This window comes from Bradyrhizobium sp. S3.7.6 (assembly GCF_054061875.1).
Genome location: NZ_JBSSEQ010000003.1, coordinates 87,177 through 104,033 on the forward strand (window position 1 = coordinate 87,177; position 16,857 = coordinate 104,033).

Sequence of the window (16,857 nt, forward strand, 5' to 3'; positions counted from 1 at the left end):
GAGACGTCTCCGCCCGAAAGCCTTCTCTCGTCACGTTTGGCGACTGACAGAGAATCACTTTCGCGAATCGCAGTCAAGTGTCTTTAGCGATGGCGCCGTTTTGGTGAGCAGATTTTCTTTGCCCGCATGAGGCAAAGACATGCAGTCACATCCTCCAACGACGCCCTTCGGGCGGCGGTCGCTGACGCTTGCACATGTCGCAAGCCAGATGGTCGCAGCCACACGTCCGCCCGAAAAGGTCGTGCACAAGTGGAAGATCTACCAGGCTATCTGCACCGCGCGGCCGCGCCTCGGCGTCTCCGAGCGTTCCCTGTCGGTCCTGAACGCTCTGCTCACGTTTCATCCTGAAACCGCGTTGACGGGCGAGCAGGATCTGATCGTCTTCCCATCCAATCGCTTGCTTTCGTTGCGCGCCCACGGCATGCCCGCGTCAACACTGCGGCGTCATCTGGCCGTGCTCGTCGACGCCGGCCTTATCGTTCGACGCGATAGTCCGAACGGCAAACGCTTTGCGCGCAAGGATGATGACGGCGAGATCAAGCTCGCATTCGGCTTTGATCTGTCGCCCCTCGTGGTTCGCTCAGAAGAGCTTGAGAGCCTGGCGGCTGCTGTGGAGGCGGAGGCGCGCGCCTTGAGACTTGTGCGCGAGCGGATCACGCTCTGCCGGCGCGACATTGCCAAGATGATCGAGACGGGCGTTGAGGAAGGCGTCCCGACCCGCAGGGGAGGGCAGGGGCCTGCCGATTGGCAGGAAGTCCATGCTGCGTTTCGTTCCATCGTGGATCAGATTCCACGCACGGCGACGCGGCAACAACTTGAGCCGATCGCCGAAGAACTGTCGCAGCTCGCCGACGACGTGCTCAATCTTTTGGAAACACATATTAAATCTAAGAATCCGAGCGCCAATGAGTCCCATTCTGAGCGCCACATACAGAATTCAAATCCAGACACCCCTATTGACCTTGAACCTGCCCTTCGAGAAGGGAGGGCGGCGGGAGCTGAGCCCAGACCTCAACCTTCGCGAGTCGGGGAGGGGGCGTATCCGTTAGGAATGGTCCTGAGTGCGTGCCCAGACATCGTCGATTATGCGAAGGGTGGGGTTTCGAACTGGCGCGATTTCCTCGCGACCGCGGCCGTTGTGCGATCGATGCTGGGCATCAGCCCGAGCGCCTGGGAGGAGGCGCAAAAGGTTATGGGCGAGGTGCCCGCAGCCATCGTCGTCGCGTGTATCCTGCAGCGCGGGACGGCGATCAATTCCGCCGGCGGTTATCTGCGCGGTTTGACGCGAAAAGCCGAGGTCGGCGAATTTTCGCTTGGTCCGATCCTGATGGCGCAGATCAATTCTCGCCGGCGAGACAAACAGCGGGCGTGAGGCAATGAGGCGCCGTTCCCAGACCTTGCCTTTTTTGTGTGATCGAAAATGCCCGCACTGACCCGGCTTCTGCGCTGTGTCGACGCAAAGCCGTTCGGAGAGATCGTCATGGCAAAACACCCTCCAATCATCCTCGCGCCGTTTTTCCAGCCTCGTGATGAAGGCGCCGCGGAGCAACGGATGTACGTGGCGGGCTTTGCGGACGAGGCTTGGGGACGCTGATTCCGTTGGATGCCCTTGAGCAGCACTGCGAGACCGAGTTCAACCGGGTGCGGTCGATGGCGTTTCCGCGAGCCTATTTTGAGAAAGACAACGACGCCCGGACCGGCAGCAAGGGTGATTACATTTTCCGCGACTCGGACGAGGCTGGCACCGAGATCATCTCGATCATGTTCGAGATGAAGAACGAGAGCGATAGAACCGCGACAAAGAGTAAGAACGAGGACTTCATCAAGGAACTCGACCGGGATCGCAACGAGAAGAGTTGCGATTACGCGATCCTGGTTTCATTGCTCGAACCCGACAACGAACTCTACAATACGGGTATCGTCGACGTCTTCCACCGTTATCCGAAGATGTATGTCATTCGGCCGCAGTTCTTCCTGCCGATGATCACGCTGCTGCGGAACGCCTCTCTCAATTCCCTGAAGTACCGGACCGAGCTGGCGCTCGTTAAAGCGCAGAATATCGACATCACGCAGTTCGAAAACCAGTTGGAGACGTTCAAAACTGGGTTCGCCAAGAACTACGACCTGGCATCCCGAAACTTCCAGACGGCGATCACCGAGATCGACAAATCTATCGATCATCTGCAGAAGACGAAGGATGCGTTGATCGGGGCGGACCGCAATCTGCGCCTTGCGAATGACAAGGCGCAGGACGTGACGATCAAAAAGCTGACCCGGGCAAATCCGACGATGGCGACGAAATTCGCGGAGCTTAAAAATCAGGTCGAGGCTGCCGAGTGAAGCGTTAGCGACCATGGTCCAGAAGCATCCGTTGGCCGCGCCTACGCTGCTGCATAGGCGTCCCCATTTTGGTTGATCGTCGGCGATGACCTTCATCCCTGAGTCGACAGAAGTTCACCAATGCTCCTAATATGTAGAGGAAGTAAGTTCGCGGAAGCCGGTACGGGTGGGGCAGTGAACTTCCAGGTGACGGTTCTCAAGGTGCTGGTCAGCTATCCAGACGGGTTCGCCATTATGGCGGACCTCAAGCGCGATATGGCGATTCTGGCGACCAGCGGGCGGGATTGGACCGAACGCACGAAGCGATTGGCAGCCCGCGTGCCTGACCTGGATATCTTCTCCCAAGGTCTCATCGAGCGGTTGAACGGCGGCTGGCGTATCACTGACAAGGGACGCGCGGTTCTCGAGACCATGGAGGCTCGGCCCGCACCCGCCCAACAAGCCACGGAACTGCCTGATGTCCGCGCGGTCGAGGAGCCGACGCCAGCCACGACTCTGTCTCCGATGCCTTCGATAGCTCTAGTTCGACGCACGCGGAAACGAAGCCGACGCCAACGCGACGCTATCCGGGGAAGACAAGCGACTGCGTGGTAATAAACCCAACTAAGGACGAATTTCGGCGTGCTGAAAATTGGAATTTATTCCGTCGTTCGTGAAGAACTGGCGGCGGCGCCCGGCTCAAGCGGTGTTTCGAGCCGGGACGGTCTCGAAGAAGGCTCGGATGATGACACGCAAGAGCTCTGCGAGCCATCGCAGCAGCAGACCGAAGTTATAGCCGGCGGCGGCGAGAACAGCGTTGATGCGGTCGCCGAGGCGTCCCTTGAGATAATTTCTGTCCATGCGGTGCTCGGCCTTGACGTGGCCGATGACAGGCTCGACAGCCGCGCGACGCTTCATCTCGCGACGGATGGAAGCTGTGACGCGGCGGACCTGACCCGAGATCCAGACCCTGAACCGATGCGGGTGGTTGTGACCGCGATATCCTTTGTCGACGTGGATACGGCGAGTCTCCACCCCGGTGAGCTTCTCCATGTCGGCGATTACGGGACCGAGCGTGTGCCCATCGAAGGGATTGCCATGCAGGGCCTTGGCATGGAGCACGAACTGGCCGCCCTTCGGAGACGTCACAGGGGTGGCGATGCTGACCTTGCAGCCGAACTCGTAGGGCGCGCGGGCTTTACCTTTGCCGATGCACTCAACCTCCGGAGCATGTAACGCATAGACCTTCGGACCGCGCTGATGCTGATCCTGGCTGCGCACCTGCTGCGCTAAACCGAGCAACGGGCCGAAGCGAGCTTCCAGCACCGTATCGCCATCAATCTTGCGGCGGATGTCGCGGATGATCCGGCCAAGCCGTGTCCGCAGGAACTTGAGCTGCCGCCGGGCGCGTTTGAACTGGTGGGCGTGGGTATAGCGGCCGGTCATGATGGCGGCGCGCTTGGCCAGGCGCAGATAGCTCTGGCGTAGCGGCACACGGTTGCACTTGGCGAGCCCGACCAGCTTGGTGATTGCTCGATGCAGCAGCCGCGCGTCGGTCGGATGTGCAACCGCCTTGGGCTGCACTGTGGTATCGACGACCACCCGTTCCAGGTCCTTGGGACCGATGGCGCCGGTCTTGTGCGCCACTGAAAGACTTTCCTGGATCAGGGCGACGAGCTGTTCCTCGCCGAGCCGCTGCCGCCAGCGTGTCATCGACGATCGATCGAACGGCAGACGGTGGCAGAAGCTCAATTCGCCGCAGAAGTATTGGTAATAGGGGTTCTCGATCCAGCGAGCGCACAGCACCTCATCTGACAGGTTGTGCATGTGCTTCAAAATGAACAGGCCGGCGACTAGCCGCGTCGGCAAGCCCGGCTGGCCCGACCCTGCTTGGCACACTGAACTGAAGCGCTCATTCAGGATGTTCCAGTCGATCAGCGCTGCCAACCGCACCAGCGGATGACCCATGTCGATGATCTGATCAAGCGCCGGAAGCAACAGGTCTTTCTGGCGATCATCCCTCGGCTTGCTCATCGCATTCCCCAATGTCGACGACGCCGTCAGGGAATCACGAATCGCCCAAAAGCAAAATCCTAAAACGCAAGAAAGCGAGGTCCAACACCCCGCTTTCCTGCAAAATCGAATACTACATCAAGACAAATTCTGCTTATTTCTCAGATCAATCCGCATTCTTCACGGACGACTATTCCGTTTATGCAAACATAAATAAGAGACGGAAAATCTATCGCGTACAAGATCCCAGGTTGCCAGCCAAGATCAGAGTGTTTTCGGATTTCCTTATCAAACATTTAAAGGGAAACTCCGAGACGGGATTTGGATGGATGCGATAGGCTAGGGAATGTTCAGCGACCCAAGCCTTGGGGCGGAGTGAAAATTGTACGACCCCATACCAAACGGCGTAACGCGGCGGCAACAATCCGATGGAAGGGCCGTCCTGGGAGATATGTTAGGTTTCGTGAAACTTTGACCGGACCGCGTGGCGGCATGCCAACGTCGGTCGCCTCCTCAACAACGCGGTGCGGCGCTTCGAGGCGCGCGTGCTTGAATTAATGAGCGCGAGGGGACACGTCGCGACACGCATCGCGCATGTCGGCCTAACCCGCAAGCTCGACGTCGAGGGGACGAGGCTTCCCGAGCTCGCCCGGCGCGCCTCCATGAGCAAGCAGGCGATGGGCGAACTGGTCGATCAATGCGCCGAGCTTGGGCTGCTCGATCAAGTTTCCGATCCGAGCGATCGGCGCGCCCGGATCGTCATGTTCACGCCGGCCGGGCTCAAATGGCTAGATGCGTTTCGCGACGCGGTCGACATAGCCGAGCAGGAAATGCGCGCCGCACCCGCAACGATGGCACGCTGACCGGCAGGTCGCGCGGCAGGCGTAGGTTTGCCAGCGAGACCGCCTCGCTCTTGTCCTGGCTCGGCAGCCGGCCGAGATAAGCCATCAGCCGGTTGCGGTTCTGCGCACGCGATTTCTGTAGCGGCGGCAGGGTCGCTAGCGTCTGACGGCCGTCGATTGGGGAAAGAAGTTCCCGGTTTCAACAGTTCGGCTTTATGTGCGACGGAACTGTTGAAACCGTTGAGTTTAAATGATATTAAGGTTTCCACAGTAGTGGCCTTAAAACTGATCGAAGTGTTGAAACGATGGATTTTCAAGAACTTAACAATGATCAGCGCCGCGAGGTGGTCAATAGCCAGCAGCGCTTTCAGGCCCTGCGAGACGCGAAGGACGCGTACGACGCTCATCGCGGTTCCCTGACCTGGGTAGAATCCAAGGGCCATGAATACCTAGTCCGGAGTTACTACGACAAAAGGGGCCTCCGGAAGCAAGGCTCGCTCGGCGCGCGCTCTCCTGAAAAGGAAAAGATGAAGGCCGACTTTGAGGCCAAGCGCACTGCGGCAGAGGACCGACTGAAGAACTTGCGTGCCACGATGGACCGGCAAGCTGCGGTCAATCGTGTGCTCGGCTTGGGTCGTGTACCGCTTATCGGAGCCCGGATCATGCGCGCTCTCGATGGTTTCGGGATGCTGGGTTCAGGCATTCGGATTCTCGGAACCAACGCGATCTACGGTTATGAAGCCCCTTCCGGCGCCAGAATCGATCCGGGCCTCGCCACGACGGAAGACATCGATCTTCTGTTCGACGCGCGCGGCGGGCTTACGTTCGTGGCGGACGACGACGTCTCTGACTCTTCGCTCCTCAAGATACTACAACGTGTCGACACCAGCTTCGAACGCGCCAAGCAGACTTTCCGCGCTGTAAATCGAGACGGTTATATCGTCGATCTGATCAAGCCTATGCAGAGTTCTCTTTGGAAGAAGGCTTCGGACAAGATCGGCTCGGACCCGGAAGACCTGACTGCCGTTCAAATCGAAGGACTCGATTGGCTGCAGAATTCTCCGGCTTTCGAGGCGATTGCGATCGACGAAAAGGGTGAACCCGTGCGTATCGTCGCGCCTGATCCTCGGGTTTGGGGCGCCCATAAGCTTTGGTTGTCCCGTCGTGCGGACAGAGAACCGCTCAAGCGCCAACGAGATGCAGCACAGGCGGAAGCCGTGGGTGCCCTAGTCGCGAACTATCTCACTCACTTGCCGTTCGAACCAGAGCAGCTGAAGATGCTTCCGAGGGAAGTGGTAGACAACGCGGCGCCGCTTTTCGTTAAGAAAGTCACAGGGGCGCGAGCCTAGCATCCAGGCTCGGCAAAGCCGGCATGCCGGCGCCGATCATCGGCGGCACCATGATGATGATCAGCATGATGCTGCCCGTCGACATGCTGATGAACAGATGACCGTCATTATCCGCGGCATCATCGCATCATCATCGCCAGCAGCAGGACCAGCATCAGCTTCAGTATCGCGATCGGCGCCGCCGGCATTGTGGGCGCCCCAGCTCAGATGGGAAATCGATTGCGATCGCGGCAAAACCCTTACCTTGCCCACGGCGAAATCCTCGCGGCGTTAATGTTTGGTTTCAAGCTTGGCCGCTGATTTTCAACGATCGGGCATCGGCTTACAAAATCGAGTCGTGCTTAAAGCCCGAAATCGAGTCGCTCTTATAGCCCAAGCGAGTCGTTCTTAAAGTGGACCAACACTCGACTTCTCAGGTGGTGGTGGGCCTTCCTGGACACGTATCGTACGTTATGCGTGGTACCGAATCGGGAAACTCGGGAAACTTTTGAACAGATTAGGAGGGGTGATGCTCTTGAACCCGCCTGACAGCGCGGTGAGCGCATGCGCTGCGAGCCGCGCCTGTTCAAGCGGTCGTCGCTTTTTCAAAGTGCCGCTTGAACCATTCCCACTTTTCGCGAACGCGGCCACCGTTTTGCGCAATGGCGAGGTCGATGGTGACGGTATCCTGGGCAGGAAATCGCGTTCACTCTCCGGAATTCCCTCAAGTCGCTTAAGAATGCGGTCTGAGACAACGATGCGAGGAAAGATCGTAATATCGCGCTCGATCTTGTAGGCATCAACCATGGCCCGCGCCGAAGACGACATTGTTCTCGTGATACAACTGGCCGAAGGAATATCCACCCCGGATAAGGCGCCTACGCTGCTGCTCGAGTGTCGTGACGACCGTGGGCCGATCCATTGCGCCGGCCGCGCGAGCGCTTGCGCCAACAAGATCGACGAGAACCGGCCAGAGGTCGTTGGCGCGGTCAGTCTGGTCGGGAGCGAGCATCCAACGCAAATTCTTGATCTCGGCCCCGAAGGCTGGCTTCGCGACAAGCAAACCCACGTCGCCCATCTTCAGGAACAGGATGATTTAGGCCTGCTCTTGCGCTTCGGCGCCGACTGTATTGGCGCCGTCAGTGTGCGCGACAAGAACGGTGCTGCTCAAAACCTTCCGCCGGTCAAGGAAGCCACAGCTAACCCAGGCCGCACGATCTCCGGCGTGCAGCGCAAGTTGCTTGTTGTCGAAGAGGGCGATCATTTTGCCCCGGCTGCCGCGACCGGTCCGGCTCCTTATATTGCGAAATTCAATTCGGGGCGGCTTGACAGCCTAGTCCGCAACGAAGCCCTAAGTTTGCGATGGTCAGCCGCATTGCTCGGCGCCGATGAAGTGAACACATTCACGCAGGGCCAGGTCTCCAAATTGAACGAAGTGGGCCTCGTCGTCACGCGCTTCGATCGTACGCAGGATCATCAAAAGCGCTCGAGGATTTTGCGCAAATACTCGTTAAGTCGCGAGGAGCCGATTTTAGCGGCAAGTACGACGCCTCCTATGAGGAGGTCGCCACGGCTCTCAAAAAACATTCGGTTCGACCGGAAATTGACCTTTCAAAATTCTTCCGCCGTGTGATCGTCTTTGTCCTGATTGGCAATTGCGATGCTCATTTGAAGAATTTCTCGTTGCTTGAAACATCGCAAGGTCTTCGCCTCTCGCCCGCCTACGACATCCTCAACACAGCCCTCTACGACAGCTACGATCAAAACATCGCGCTTTCGATCGATGGCAAGAAACCCAACTTGGACGAAGTTGCGTGGCCCCTGCTGTCTTCGTTCGGCCTAAGCATTGGCTTGTCTCAGACTGCGGTAGACCAAACGCATGCGGATCTAAAAGCGCGCGTCGAAAAAGCTGCCCCATCATCGAGCCCCCGCGCGGTGAGCCGCCCGACGGGTTCGTTCATCGGTATTCTGACATTGTGAGGGGCGCATGCCTGCGAATCCTGGAAGAGTAGAAGCTATCAATTGGAAATTAGTTGTCGCGGAAGCGATGCGCCGCCGCCGCGCCGAAAAGCTCACGCAAAAGGAGCATGCCGAATTGGCCGGCGGTATCCATTCCAACTATAGTCGCCTTCGATCGCGGTGAAGAGACGCTCACGCTTGCCAAGGTATTCGACATCTTGCGCGTGGTTGGTCTCGTCGTTGAGCGCGACTCCAACAGTGTTCAGGGAGCCTTTGTATCCGACGCTCTCACACGTTGGCGCGAGCTGACCAAAAATCTTCCCGACAATTCACCGGGCCGCTTTCCCAACGGTTCGTGCCAACTTGACTACGCGCTCGAAGGAGATCTTCCGACCTTCGAACTGCACAAATTCAAAGACATTCTGGAGAAGGCTGTCATTCGGCACACGGGTTGGCTCCTTTTCTTGTTTCTTACCCGGCACGAACTGGCACCTTACGAGAAAGATGGCACGATCGAATGCTGGCTTAAGCCGACGGACGAGACGGGAGCCGACCGTCCCTTTGGCGATCCCGCCCATTGCGATTTTTGGCGCGTCGCTCCATCTGGCCGCGCCTTTATTGTCCGTGGCTACCAAGAAGATTCGCAGGACACTTTTGCGCCCGCAACAATCTTTGACACAACTCTGCCAGTTTGGCGCATGGGTGAATTGCTCCTGCATGCAGCCGTGCTCGCAACGCTCATGAAGCGCGTCGCGGCCGACATCAAGGTGCGTATGCGCGCGCATTACTCGGGCCTGATGGGGCGCGTTCTCCGCAACTGGGGTAATCCGTCCAGCGATTTGATATTTGAGGCTGGGGCGGCACGCAGCGACGAAGCTTTGCTCGAAATGACCGTCACGGTTCAGGACATCAAGGAAAAGCTGGCCGAGGTGCTGCATCCGCTCGTTGCTTCGTTGTTCGAAAGATTTGGCGTAAGCGGACTTTCCGTCGAGCGCGTTCGGGCGGAAGTTGGGCGCCTTACGGAGAATTCATTCCACTCCGTAAGGAGCTAGGTTGCTTACGGCCGATCAATCCCGAGGCTGATGTGCTCAAAGACGGTCGCAATCTTCTCACGCCGGACCCTTACTACGCGGGCTCAGCCGGCTTCGTCGGCAGCACGCTCGAAGCCCTACACGGCGATATGAGTGCCTTGGCCCTGCCCGATTACGTCCACGAATCCGTTCGGCGCAGTCACGATGGCATCCGCAACGCCTATATTTACTCATACTTCGCTTATGATCTTCTGACTTTCGCTGCTGCCTAGACTTTTCCTTGCCTTGAGTTGGCGCTGCGGCTTCGCATCGGCCATCACTTCATCGGCCGCACGACGCGCAAAGGGAAGCCAATGCCGCTCGCGATGCTTGGCGAATTACTCGAAGCCGCCAATGCGGAAGGCGTTGTTTCCGCCGATGTCCGTTCGATCACAATGATACGCAATATGTTTGCGCACGGCAGCGACACCGTTCTGAACGCTCCCATGTTCCTTGAGCCCTTTCGATATGTCACGGCCATGATCACCGAGCTTTTCGACCAGGCAAAAGCCTCTCAGGTTCCTTAGGAGCGTTTGCTGCGGTGAGCACCCACGCATGGCCACAAGGCCATCGATCGCTTGTACAGGAACGGCGTCTTGAACATCGGCGACGGCAACGATGCGCCCCGCAGACGTGCATAGACCTGCTCCAGCCCAAAAAGCTCGAAGTGATTGATCAGGAATGTGCTGAGCAGCACAAATTGTTTCCAGACGCTGCGAGGGATGGACGAGGTCCTGATCAAGAATTTCATGCACTTCCAGCAGGCGGTGGAAGAGACCGACTACGATCTCGTCATCGCCGACGAAGCCTGGGACATCGATCACTATTGGCATGAGCACCCGGAATTGAAGCGGGCGGGGTCTCGCTTGGTTCACCGACTTCGTCGGCTATCTCCCCATGCCGTGCGGCGGCGAGCGCGAGGCTTACCTGACGACCGACTACAATGCCGAGATGATCGGCCAAGTCGAGACCCATCCCTCGGTCCGACACCGCGCGATCTTCGTCGGATCCGTCGAAGACGTGATCCCGCGCTGGTTCGGCGAAGGTTTGCCGGCGATGCGCGATTGGGTCCCGCGGCACTTCGATTTGTTCGGCTACATCATTGGGGAACACCCGCAAACGTTCGGCGACCGCAAGGACCTGCGCCATCAACTTGGCTATCTTGATGGTGAGCGCGCGTTTGCATCGTGACGGTAGGCGGGTCGGGTGTCGGCTCGCACCTCATCCGCCGTATCCTGCAGAGCTATCCGCTGGCGGCAGAAAAGATGGCCGGGCTTCGCATGATCGTGGTGGCGGGACCGGGCATCGATCCAGGCGCATTCGCCGCGCCGCGGGGTGTCGAACTGCGCTCGTTCGTGCCGGACCTCGACCGCCATCTTGCGGCGTGCGATCTCGCGCTAGTGCAGGGTGGCCTCACCACCTGCATGGAGCTGACCGCTGCGAGAGACACGCGCGAGCGCTGCGCGTCACATCAAGCCTTCGTCTGGGTCGGACCGTCCATGACGAGAAACGATGCGTATGTCGCATTCTCGCGTGCGCGGGATCACCTTGAAAGTTTTGCCGACCTCCGCGAGATCGATACTCAAGCTCGCCTCGATTTGCCGCTGTCGGAGCGGCTGCAGGCCACCATCACGCCGGAACAGCGGCTCGAGTGGCTCGCGGCCAGGCTGTCGTGCCTGCAGGTCAAGACCTGCAGACCCGACCCAATGTTCGACCATGCTGTTCGCGTCAATGAACGCTTGCCGGAGCGAGGCCTGGCGACAGAGTACGAGCGTAGCTAGGGCGTGGACGCGCGGGGCCATTGCCTGAGGGAAAAAGCGGCATTCAGATAGCAGCGCGCAAACATGGTCTGCAACTTCATCCCGCGAAGGAAGATTGCGTGAGGCGACAAACCGCCGCGCGCTGATATCCAATTTCGCACGGGAGCCGGATACATCGAAAACATCATCCGGGTAGCTTCTGGATTTATAATACTTCGTCCGCCAACCCCGAGGTCCCACGCCGCGTGGAAGGCAAGGTGTGCCCTTTCAGTAACGCAGATCCTGTCAGATGGGACCTAGTACGATCGTGCAGGCGGAGGCGCAGAGGCCTTCAATGACCACAGTTTGACCGGTCCCCTTCAACTCATCAAATCGATCCAGGTAACTTTGGATCCAACCACCCCGGTCGTTGGCAATTCTCACCATTGCATGGCTCTCGCCGGCGCGGACGAGCAAAAATGTTGAAGCGGCACGGCCGTAAGGGATTTCATTTTGTGCCTCTTCCAACTGAGATATCAACCTAAGACTAAAATGATGAAGATTCCCGGTGCTGCTGAGCGATCTCCTCCGTAGTCGTTCGGCGCGATCAGGCGCAGGGTGGGCATGCTGTCGGTCTCAGTACCTGTCGCAGATTGCCGATCGCGAGGGCAGGGGCCATTGTGGCGGTGCTGATTAATCTACAGCCTTACACCGCGGTACTTTCAACGAAGTGCTCGCGACGAAATCGTCGGGATCTCTTTCTTGAGTTGGGAGAGCGCCGCGTCGATCGCGCTCGCGTCCCAGCTTGTGCGAAGCGCATAGTGGCCGCCTTCAACAGAGAAAATCCGATGAAGGCATCCGGCGACATCCGCACGCTGCATCTCGACGCGCCAGCTTACCTCGACGGGACATGTCGCGCGTCGAGGCTGTCTCGGAGGGCCTCTGGGCGTGAACTCAGACGGGAACCCTCTCCGAGCCCCGCCTTGAGGAATAAGGCGAGCTCAGTTGGCGGTTCCATCAGCCTAGAGGCATCTCAACGCGCCTTCATCGCAATCAGCGTTGACGGCCCAAGCCTACGAACCAAGCATGGTCGCAACCGGGCGGCCAGTTGCAGAATCGATGCAGAGCATCTGACATGGACAGCATGTACGCCCGTCCGGCGTTGGCCTGTCGAGGCTCAATGGCTCGTTCGAAAGCGCTAGTGGCCTGTTTTCATTTTCGGGCGCATAAGCGGGGATGCCTGAATCTCATCACCGATCCTGTCAGTGCGGCGCGATCTACGGCCGCACGGAGTCCATGGCGCCCGGCCGCCAGATTGCGAGCTTCGAATGCGCAGTTTGCGGAGCCACCCTTGAGAGATGGAACAGTGTATGGGTCCGGAACTATCGTTTGATCGCAGGTCCCATCAGGCACCCAGAGCGCGAGAGTGAGCTAAGGCAGACGGTCCAGGATGATGTCGACGACCAGCGGGCATAAAAGCGCCCCTCGTGCCGCGACTCGACAATCTGATTACCAGCCAGAGCGGGATAGCTCTGGTAGGGGATTTGTCGCCCGCCCGCGTGCGCTCGTCGAAGTGTTGCCGATACAAAGTAAGAGGCGCCTGGTTCATCAGCATTAATATGACGTTTCCCGCGTTTGAAGTCGCCACTTTCGCCACCGTCTGTTTCAGAGCGATTTCGCCGAGCGGGCATGGCTTCGTGCAGAGGACGATGGCTTGGCGCGTGTGCGCCGGTGTGATGCACATTGTGTGAAGTAGTTCACAAGAGGTAGATATCGCTATGGATAGTGTGCGCGCTTCAACTGGAGGGAAGCGCTGCCATCACCCGGGCGGACTTCAAGGCCAGTCCGTCGCACCGTTTCGGTTGCGGCTTGATTTCAAGGCTTGGGTCGAGCGCATGAATACGCCAAAGCTTCACGTGGATGCGATCCGATCACTTCAGAACCCAGCTTCGATTCTGGCCACCAAGCATTTCGAAACGGAAGCCGACGGCAGTTATCAAATCGACGTGGCTCTCTTCGGGGCAGTCAGGGCCCGTCCATAAATAACTTAGTCAATTCGCTTTGGAACGATGAGTTTTTCGATGAGGTGAAATCGTATAGTTCCAGTCGCCATGGAACGAGTGGCGGATGAGGTTGATGGCAGCCATCTGGAGATCGGAAACCTTGACGCCTTTGGGATATTTCTTTTCGTCCAGCTCGGCGCGCACCTTGAGGCCGGCATCTGTTGTCGTCGCGGCGATCAGCTGGTCGATCGAGCGATAGCTACGCAGTGGCGTTCCCCGCCAGTTGATGGTGATGAAGGAGAAGAGACGATGCTCGATCTTGTTCCACTGGCTGGTGCCGGGAGGCGGGTGGCAAACCGTGATCGGCAACTTGAGCTCGTCCGCCAGTTTTTGAAGCTCGACCTTCCACAGGCGCACACGAGATCCGTTGCTGCCGCCGCCGTTGGCCGTGATCATCAGGCGTTATGGCTGTCGGATGGCGCTTCTTCCCCATCGTCCGCCACCATCGGCGGATCGCATTGACCGCGAAGCTGGCGGTGTCGTGGTCCGTGCCGACGCTGACCCAGCCGACATTATTGCTGATGTCGTACACGCCGTACGGCACGGCGCGGCTTAGCTTGGGATCGATAAAGTCATGAATGTTGACGAGCTCAGGCCTGCCTTGGCGGCGCCATTCCCGGCCGTTGTTCTTGAAATTGCCTCCTAATTCCTTCTTCTTCGTGTCGAACGATAGGACCGGTTCGTTCGACGCCAGGAACGTCGTGGCCTGCGTGTTGATGTATTGAAACTGCGCGTCGCGATCGATGTGCTGGCCGCCTTCTCGTGTCTTGTTGTTCGCTTGCAGGCTGTAGCCCCTGCCGCGCAGAAGCTCGCTGACAACCCCCGGGCAAACCTTATGACCCTCCTTCGCCAGCTCGGTCACGAGGTTACGGGTCGTCCACAACAATGGCTGCATCGGATCGCCCCGCGTCACCGGTTCGACCAGGCGCTTGAGATCGGCCGCGAGGGTTGGATCCCGGGACGACTTCTTCTTGTGCCCGCCGCCCGCCTTACGGACAGGTCCGGCCGGAACCGCCCCGTTGTCTCGAATGTCAGAAAGTCCGTGACCGACGCTCACAAGAAGCCCAGCCGCCAGAAGCGGGTAAATCGTCGACCGCGCCAATCCGTTGATGCCGGACATCAAGCTGCCCCCGCCGTGTCCCAGCGCTTTCGCCTCCTGGGCGACAAAGCGCCGCAGGCCCTGTTCATTCAGAACGGGGGCTATCTCCCGATGGCGCTTCCGCGCGGCGCGTGCCTGTCTCAAATCATCCCACGACGCTACGTCGCGCGACTCATCATTGTGAATCCCGCGCAAAAAAGTCTCGCGATCTGTGGCAATTATGACTCAGTTGTTTATGGACGGGACCTTATTGTCGACGACGAACACCTTGACGCCGACGCGCTCGATCACGGTGTGGTCAGGCTTAGCCTCGTCCGCCAGGCTCATCCGGTATTTGAACCCGTCGCAGCCACCGGCCTCGACCATGATGCGCAGGCCGCTCGTCGGCTGCGCCGAAGCCGAGATCGCGCTCTTGAGCGCATTCACTGCGCTATCCGTCAGATTGATCATGGCTATCCTTTTTGCCTGGGTCGTTTGCATAGGAATTGGCAAGTCGCATGCCAGCGCGCCCGAGCTTGACATTGGTCACCTTGTCGAGATCGCGCCTGTTGGCTTTGCGGCGCGTGTAGGGTTTCTGACAAAGGTCTTGGAGGGATTGCGGCGGCTTTGCGTGTCTTCTTTATGGATTCCGCCGATGAAGCGTAAGGAACGCGGCGGCAAGCAATTTGCATACTTGTCTAAGCCGGCCGAAGTGTCCGGTGATGAGCTTAGAGCGGAGACCAGATGAACACTGGCGAACAACTAGAACACGCACCGGGGGTCTTTGTGGACAATATCTGCGCAGGCGGTGCGCCCATTCAGCTTGTTTTGCACGATGACGGCAAGACGACTCTCGGTTTCGTGGTACGCCTGCTGCGCGAGGTATTCGACAAACAGGAGCGGGATGCCATTGCGCTCGCCAAACTCGTCTTGCAGCATGGCAAGGCCGTCTGCGGACGCTATCCTCACTCAGTCGCAAAAGCGCTCCTCGAGGCGGCGCAAGAGCGCATCCGAGCTGAAGGATGTCCCCTGCTGATCACGGGCGAAGCCGCGGGCGAAGCGGACGCCCCCGACCTGTCCGACGTGCAATTCGAATATGCCTTCGAAGCGCTTGAGTGGCACTTCAGCAATATACCGCCGAGCGAACTCGCCACTACTGTGCGGCAATTCCCGGGCCACATGCAGGCCGATGTTCAGGTCGCGATCGATAAGCTATTCGCCGATCCGGTCCGCTTCTTCGGCGCCGATGAAGAACATAGGTACGAGACGCTTTCATTCGCTCAGATGAGCCGGCGTGGACGGAATGCGATTTCGCTCGTGCCGCCGCAATATCACCAGGTTGATACGGGCGAGACGGCGCCGGTCAAATGCCTGTACAATGGACTGTGGCTTTGCCGGGCGAGCGAATTGTTCTATGCCGTCGTGCTCTCTACTGAGTTGGAGGACAAGCAAGAGCCGAGGATCCGGATTGAAATCGTTGCCCCTGCGGGGTCTGACGGCGAAGCCTTTGTTCAGCGCAGCTTTGCCGAACTGGAACGGGCGGTACACGCGGCACGTTCTTATCGCGGCAAGATCCTCTCATTCGAGAAAGGTGCGAATTACAGCGGCCGCTCAAGAGGCATTATGGTGCATCGATTGGCACCAGTGAGGCGCGAGGACGTGATCCTGCGGGAACAGGCTATCAAATTGCTCGATCGCAACGTGTTGAGTTTTGTCGCCACGCGCAGCGCACTCCGCCGATTGGGCCAGTCGACCCGCAAGGGCATCCTGCTCTATGGCCCGCCCGGCACCGGTAAGACCCACACCATCCGCTATCTCGCCACCAACCTACCGGGACACACCACGCTAATCATCACCGCCGACGAGGTCGCTGAGCTGAGCGCCTATATGGCGCTCGCGCGCCTGCTGCAGCCTACCATGGTGGTGATCGAGGATGTCGATCTGATCGCCAGCAAGCGCGACGACTTGACAACATGTGAGGAGGCCGTGCTGAACAAGCTCCTAAATGAAATGGACGGCTTGAAGGAAGACGCTGATATCCTCTTCGTGCTCACCACCAACCGCCCCGAGCAACTCGAGGGCGCCCTGGCCGGTCGCCCCGGCCGCATCGACCAGGCGATCGAGATGCCGCTGCCTGATACGACCGGCCGCGACAAGCTGATCCGGCTGTACGGCACGGGCCTGCTGCTTGAGGCGGAGATCTTAGCCGAGACGGTGCGCCGCACTGAGGGCGTCAGCGCCGCTTTCATTAAGGAGCTGATGCGACGCATTGCGCAATCATGCATCGCTCGTGACGGCGGAAACTCAGTGACCACAGCTGACATCGAGGAAGCGCTCGACGACATGCTTTTCAGCGGCGGCCGCCTCAACGTGAAGCTCTTGGGTGGGGCCGGAGCGATGGCTGCGGGGTCTGAATGAAGGCGAAGGGAGGAAGATCACCCGGCAA

15 protein-coding genes and 6 pseudogenes are annotated in these 16,857 nt (G+C 58.8%); 13 read left to right on the forward strand and 8 right to left on the reverse strand.

Going from position 1 to position 16,857, the window contains the following annotated elements; translation table 11 throughout:
* The first annotated feature begins 139 nt into the window (after positions 1-139).
* The 4 genes and pseudogenes from repC (at position 140) to ACVJ5M_RS43945 (ending at position 2,934) form a co-directional block, all read left to right on the forward strand.
* Complete coding sequence (gene repC, locus ACVJ5M_RS43930; protein WP_354081056.1) at positions 140-1,372, forward strand: plasmid replication protein RepC; 1,233 nt, start codon at positions 140-142, stop codon at positions 1,370-1,372.
* 48 nt (positions 1,373-1,420) lie between these two features.
* A complete protein-coding gene (locus ACVJ5M_RS43935; RefSeq protein WP_354081058.1) occupies positions 1,421-1,594 on the forward strand; it encodes a hypothetical protein in 174 nt (57 codons plus the stop codon).
* 11 nt (positions 1,595-1,605) lie between these two features.
* Positions 1,606-2,340, forward strand: a pseudogene (locus tag ACVJ5M_RS43940) (DUF2130 domain-containing protein); the annotation flags it as partial.
* A gap of 174 nt (positions 2,341-2,514) precedes the next feature.
* Positions 2,515-2,934: a hypothetical protein gene (locus ACVJ5M_RS43945; protein WP_354081060.1), complete on the forward strand. Its 420-nt coding sequence runs from the start codon at positions 2,515-2,517 to the stop codon at positions 2,932-2,934.
* Between the two features lie 84 nt (positions 2,935-3,018).
* Here the strand turns inward: ACVJ5M_RS43945 and ACVJ5M_RS43950 are convergent, their stop codons facing one another.
* Entirely contained in the window at positions 3,019-4,353 is a 1,335-nt protein-coding gene (locus ACVJ5M_RS43950) for an IS5 family transposase (RefSeq protein WP_063982113.1), read from the reverse strand.
* 458 nt (positions 4,354-4,811) lie between these two features.
* On the opposite strand from ACVJ5M_RS43950, the pseudogene ACVJ5M_RS43955 reads away from it, so the two are divergent.
* Positions 4,812-5,171 (forward strand): annotated as a pseudogene (locus tag ACVJ5M_RS43955) (MarR family winged helix-turn-helix transcriptional regulator); the annotation flags it as partial.
* Here ACVJ5M_RS43955 and ACVJ5M_RS43960 read toward each other — a convergent pair.
* Positions 5,167-5,340 (reverse strand): annotated as a pseudogene (locus tag ACVJ5M_RS43960) (histidine kinase); the annotation flags it as partial. The pseudogenes ACVJ5M_RS43955 and ACVJ5M_RS43960 overlap by 5 nt on opposite strands.
* A gap of 139 nt (positions 5,341-5,479) precedes the next feature.
* Between ACVJ5M_RS43960 and ACVJ5M_RS43965 the strand changes: the two are divergent.
* Positions 5,480-6,523, forward strand: a complete 1,044-nt coding sequence (locus ACVJ5M_RS43965; RefSeq protein ID WP_354081151.1) for a nucleotidyltransferase domain-containing protein — start codon at positions 5,480-5,482, stop codon at positions 6,521-6,523.
* Positions 6,524-6,973: 450 nt separating this feature from the next.
* On the opposite strand, the gene ACVJ5M_RS43970 is transcribed toward ACVJ5M_RS43965, so the two are convergent.
* Positions 6,974-7,309: a hypothetical protein gene (locus tag ACVJ5M_RS43970; protein WP_354081149.1), complete on the reverse strand. Its 336-nt coding sequence runs from the start codon at positions 7,307-7,309 to the stop codon at positions 6,974-6,976.
* On the opposite strand from ACVJ5M_RS43970, the pseudogene ACVJ5M_RS43975 reads away from it, so the two are divergent.
* From ACVJ5M_RS43975 to ACVJ5M_RS43985, 3 genes and pseudogenes are all read left to right on the forward strand, one after another.
* Positions 7,308-8,482 (forward strand): annotated as a pseudogene (locus tag ACVJ5M_RS43975) (type II toxin-antitoxin system HipA family toxin). The gene ACVJ5M_RS43970 and the pseudogene ACVJ5M_RS43975 sit on opposite strands and share 2 nt — an antisense overlap.
* Before the next feature lie 107 nt (positions 8,483-8,589).
* Positions 8,590-9,513, forward strand: a complete 924-nt coding sequence (locus ACVJ5M_RS43980; protein WP_354081147.1) for a transcriptional regulator — start codon at positions 8,590-8,592, stop codon at positions 9,511-9,513.
* A 32-nt stretch (positions 9,514-9,545) separates the two neighbouring features.
* Positions 9,546-9,764 carry a hypothetical protein gene (locus ACVJ5M_RS43985; RefSeq protein ID WP_354081145.1) on the forward strand — a complete coding sequence of 73 codons (219 nt, stop codon included), beginning with the start codon at positions 9,546-9,548 and terminating at the stop codon, positions 9,762-9,764.
* A 105-nt stretch (positions 9,765-9,869) separates the two neighbouring features.
* Here ACVJ5M_RS43985 and ACVJ5M_RS43990 read toward each other — a convergent pair whose 3' ends face one another.
* Positions 9,870-10,364 (reverse strand): hypothetical protein, encoded by a 495-nt coding sequence (locus ACVJ5M_RS43990; protein WP_354081143.1) that lies wholly within the window; start codon positions 10,362-10,364, stop codon positions 9,870-9,872.
* A gap of 118 nt (positions 10,365-10,482) precedes the next feature.
* Between ACVJ5M_RS43990 and ACVJ5M_RS43995 the strand changes: the two genes are divergently transcribed.
* Both ACVJ5M_RS43995 and ACVJ5M_RS44000 read left to right on the forward strand, forming a co-directional pair.
* Positions 10,483-10,722, forward strand: coding sequence for a hypothetical protein (locus ACVJ5M_RS43995; protein ID WP_354081141.1), 240 nt, complete (start codon positions 10,483-10,485; stop codon positions 10,720-10,722).
* Between the two features lie 89 nt (positions 10,723-10,811).
* Positions 10,812-11,312, forward strand: a complete 501-nt coding sequence (locus ACVJ5M_RS44000) for a hypothetical protein (RefSeq protein WP_354134758.1) — start codon at positions 10,812-10,814, stop codon at positions 11,310-11,312.
* Here ACVJ5M_RS44000 and ACVJ5M_RS44005 read toward each other — a convergent pair.
* The 4 genes and pseudogenes from ACVJ5M_RS44005 to ACVJ5M_RS44020 all read right to left on the reverse strand — a co-directional run.
* Positions 11,309-11,777: pseudogene (locus ACVJ5M_RS44005) on the reverse strand (hypothetical protein). The gene ACVJ5M_RS44000 and the pseudogene ACVJ5M_RS44005 sit on opposite strands and share 4 nt — an antisense overlap.
* A 1,544-nt stretch (positions 11,778-13,321) precedes the next feature.
* On the reverse strand, positions 13,322-13,642 hold the full coding sequence (locus ACVJ5M_RS44010) for an ISAzo13-like element transposase-related protein (RefSeq protein WP_456679740.1): 321 nt from the start codon (positions 13,640-13,642) through the stop codon (positions 13,322-13,324).
* Positions 13,533-14,627, reverse strand: a complete 1,095-nt coding sequence (locus ACVJ5M_RS44015; RefSeq protein ID WP_354096683.1) for an ISAzo13 family transposase — start codon at positions 14,625-14,627, stop codon at positions 13,533-13,535. Before ACVJ5M_RS44015 ends, ACVJ5M_RS44010 begins: the two co-directional genes overlap by 110 nt.
* A gap of 57 nt (positions 14,628-14,684) precedes the next feature.
* A pseudogene (locus ACVJ5M_RS44020) lies at positions 14,685-14,882 on the reverse strand (HesB/IscA family protein); the annotation flags it as partial.
* Here ACVJ5M_RS44020 and ACVJ5M_RS44025 point away from each other — a divergent pair.
* Positions 14,881-15,159: a hypothetical protein gene (locus ACVJ5M_RS44025; protein ID WP_354081135.1), complete on the forward strand. Its 279-nt coding sequence runs from the start codon at positions 14,881-14,883 to the stop codon at positions 15,157-15,159. The pseudogene ACVJ5M_RS44020 and the gene ACVJ5M_RS44025 overlap by 2 nt on opposite strands.
* Positions 15,156-16,829: an ATP-dependent Clp protease adaptor ClpS gene (locus ACVJ5M_RS44030; protein ID WP_354081133.1), complete on the forward strand. Its 1,674-nt coding sequence runs from the start codon at positions 15,156-15,158 to the stop codon at positions 16,827-16,829. Before ACVJ5M_RS44025 ends, ACVJ5M_RS44030 begins: the two co-directional genes overlap by 4 nt.
* Positions 16,830-16,857 lie beyond the last annotated feature (28 nt).

Excerpts from the sequence above, each read along its gene's own strand:
- ACVJ5M_RS44025 (WP_354081135.1), top strand. The coding sequence starts at position 14,881 with ATGGCTATCCTTTTTGCCTGGGTCGTTTGCATAGGAATTGGCAAGTCG.
- ACVJ5M_RS44030 (WP_354081133.1), top strand. The coding sequence starts at position 15,156 with ATGAACACTGGCGAACAACTAGAACACGCACCGGGGGTCTTTGTGGAC.
- ACVJ5M_RS43970 (WP_354081149.1), bottom strand. The coding sequence starts at position 7,309 with ATGGTTGATGCCTACAAGATCGAGCGCGATATTACGATCTTTCCTCGC.
- ACVJ5M_RS43935 (WP_354081058.1), top strand. The coding sequence starts at position 1,421 with ATGCCCGCACTGACCCGGCTTCTGCGCTGTGTCGACGCAAAGCCGTTC.
- ACVJ5M_RS43990 (WP_354081143.1), bottom strand. The coding sequence starts at position 10,364 with ATGCCAATAGTGATCGATGTCCCAGGCTTCGTCGGCGATGACGAGATC.
- repC (WP_354081056.1), top strand. The coding sequence starts at position 140 with ATGCAGTCACATCCTCCAACGACGCCCTTCGGGCGGCGGTCGCTGACG.
- ACVJ5M_RS43965 (WP_354081151.1), top strand. The coding sequence starts at position 5,480 with ATGGATTTTCAAGAACTTAACAATGATCAGCGCCGCGAGGTGGTCAAT.
- ACVJ5M_RS43995 (WP_354081141.1), top strand. The coding sequence starts at position 10,483 with ATGATCGGCCAAGTCGAGACCCATCCCTCGGTCCGACACCGCGCGATC.
- ACVJ5M_RS43950 (WP_063982113.1), bottom strand. The coding sequence starts at position 4,353 with ATGAGCAAGCCGAGGGATGATCGCCAGAAAGACCTGTTGCTTCCGGCG.
- ACVJ5M_RS44000 (WP_354134758.1), top strand. The coding sequence starts at position 10,812 with ATGATCGTGGTGGCGGGACCGGGCATCGATCCAGGCGCATTCGCCGCG.
- ACVJ5M_RS43980 (WP_354081147.1), top strand. The coding sequence starts at position 8,590 with ATGCCGAATTGGCCGGCGGTATCCATTCCAACTATAGTCGCCTTCGAT.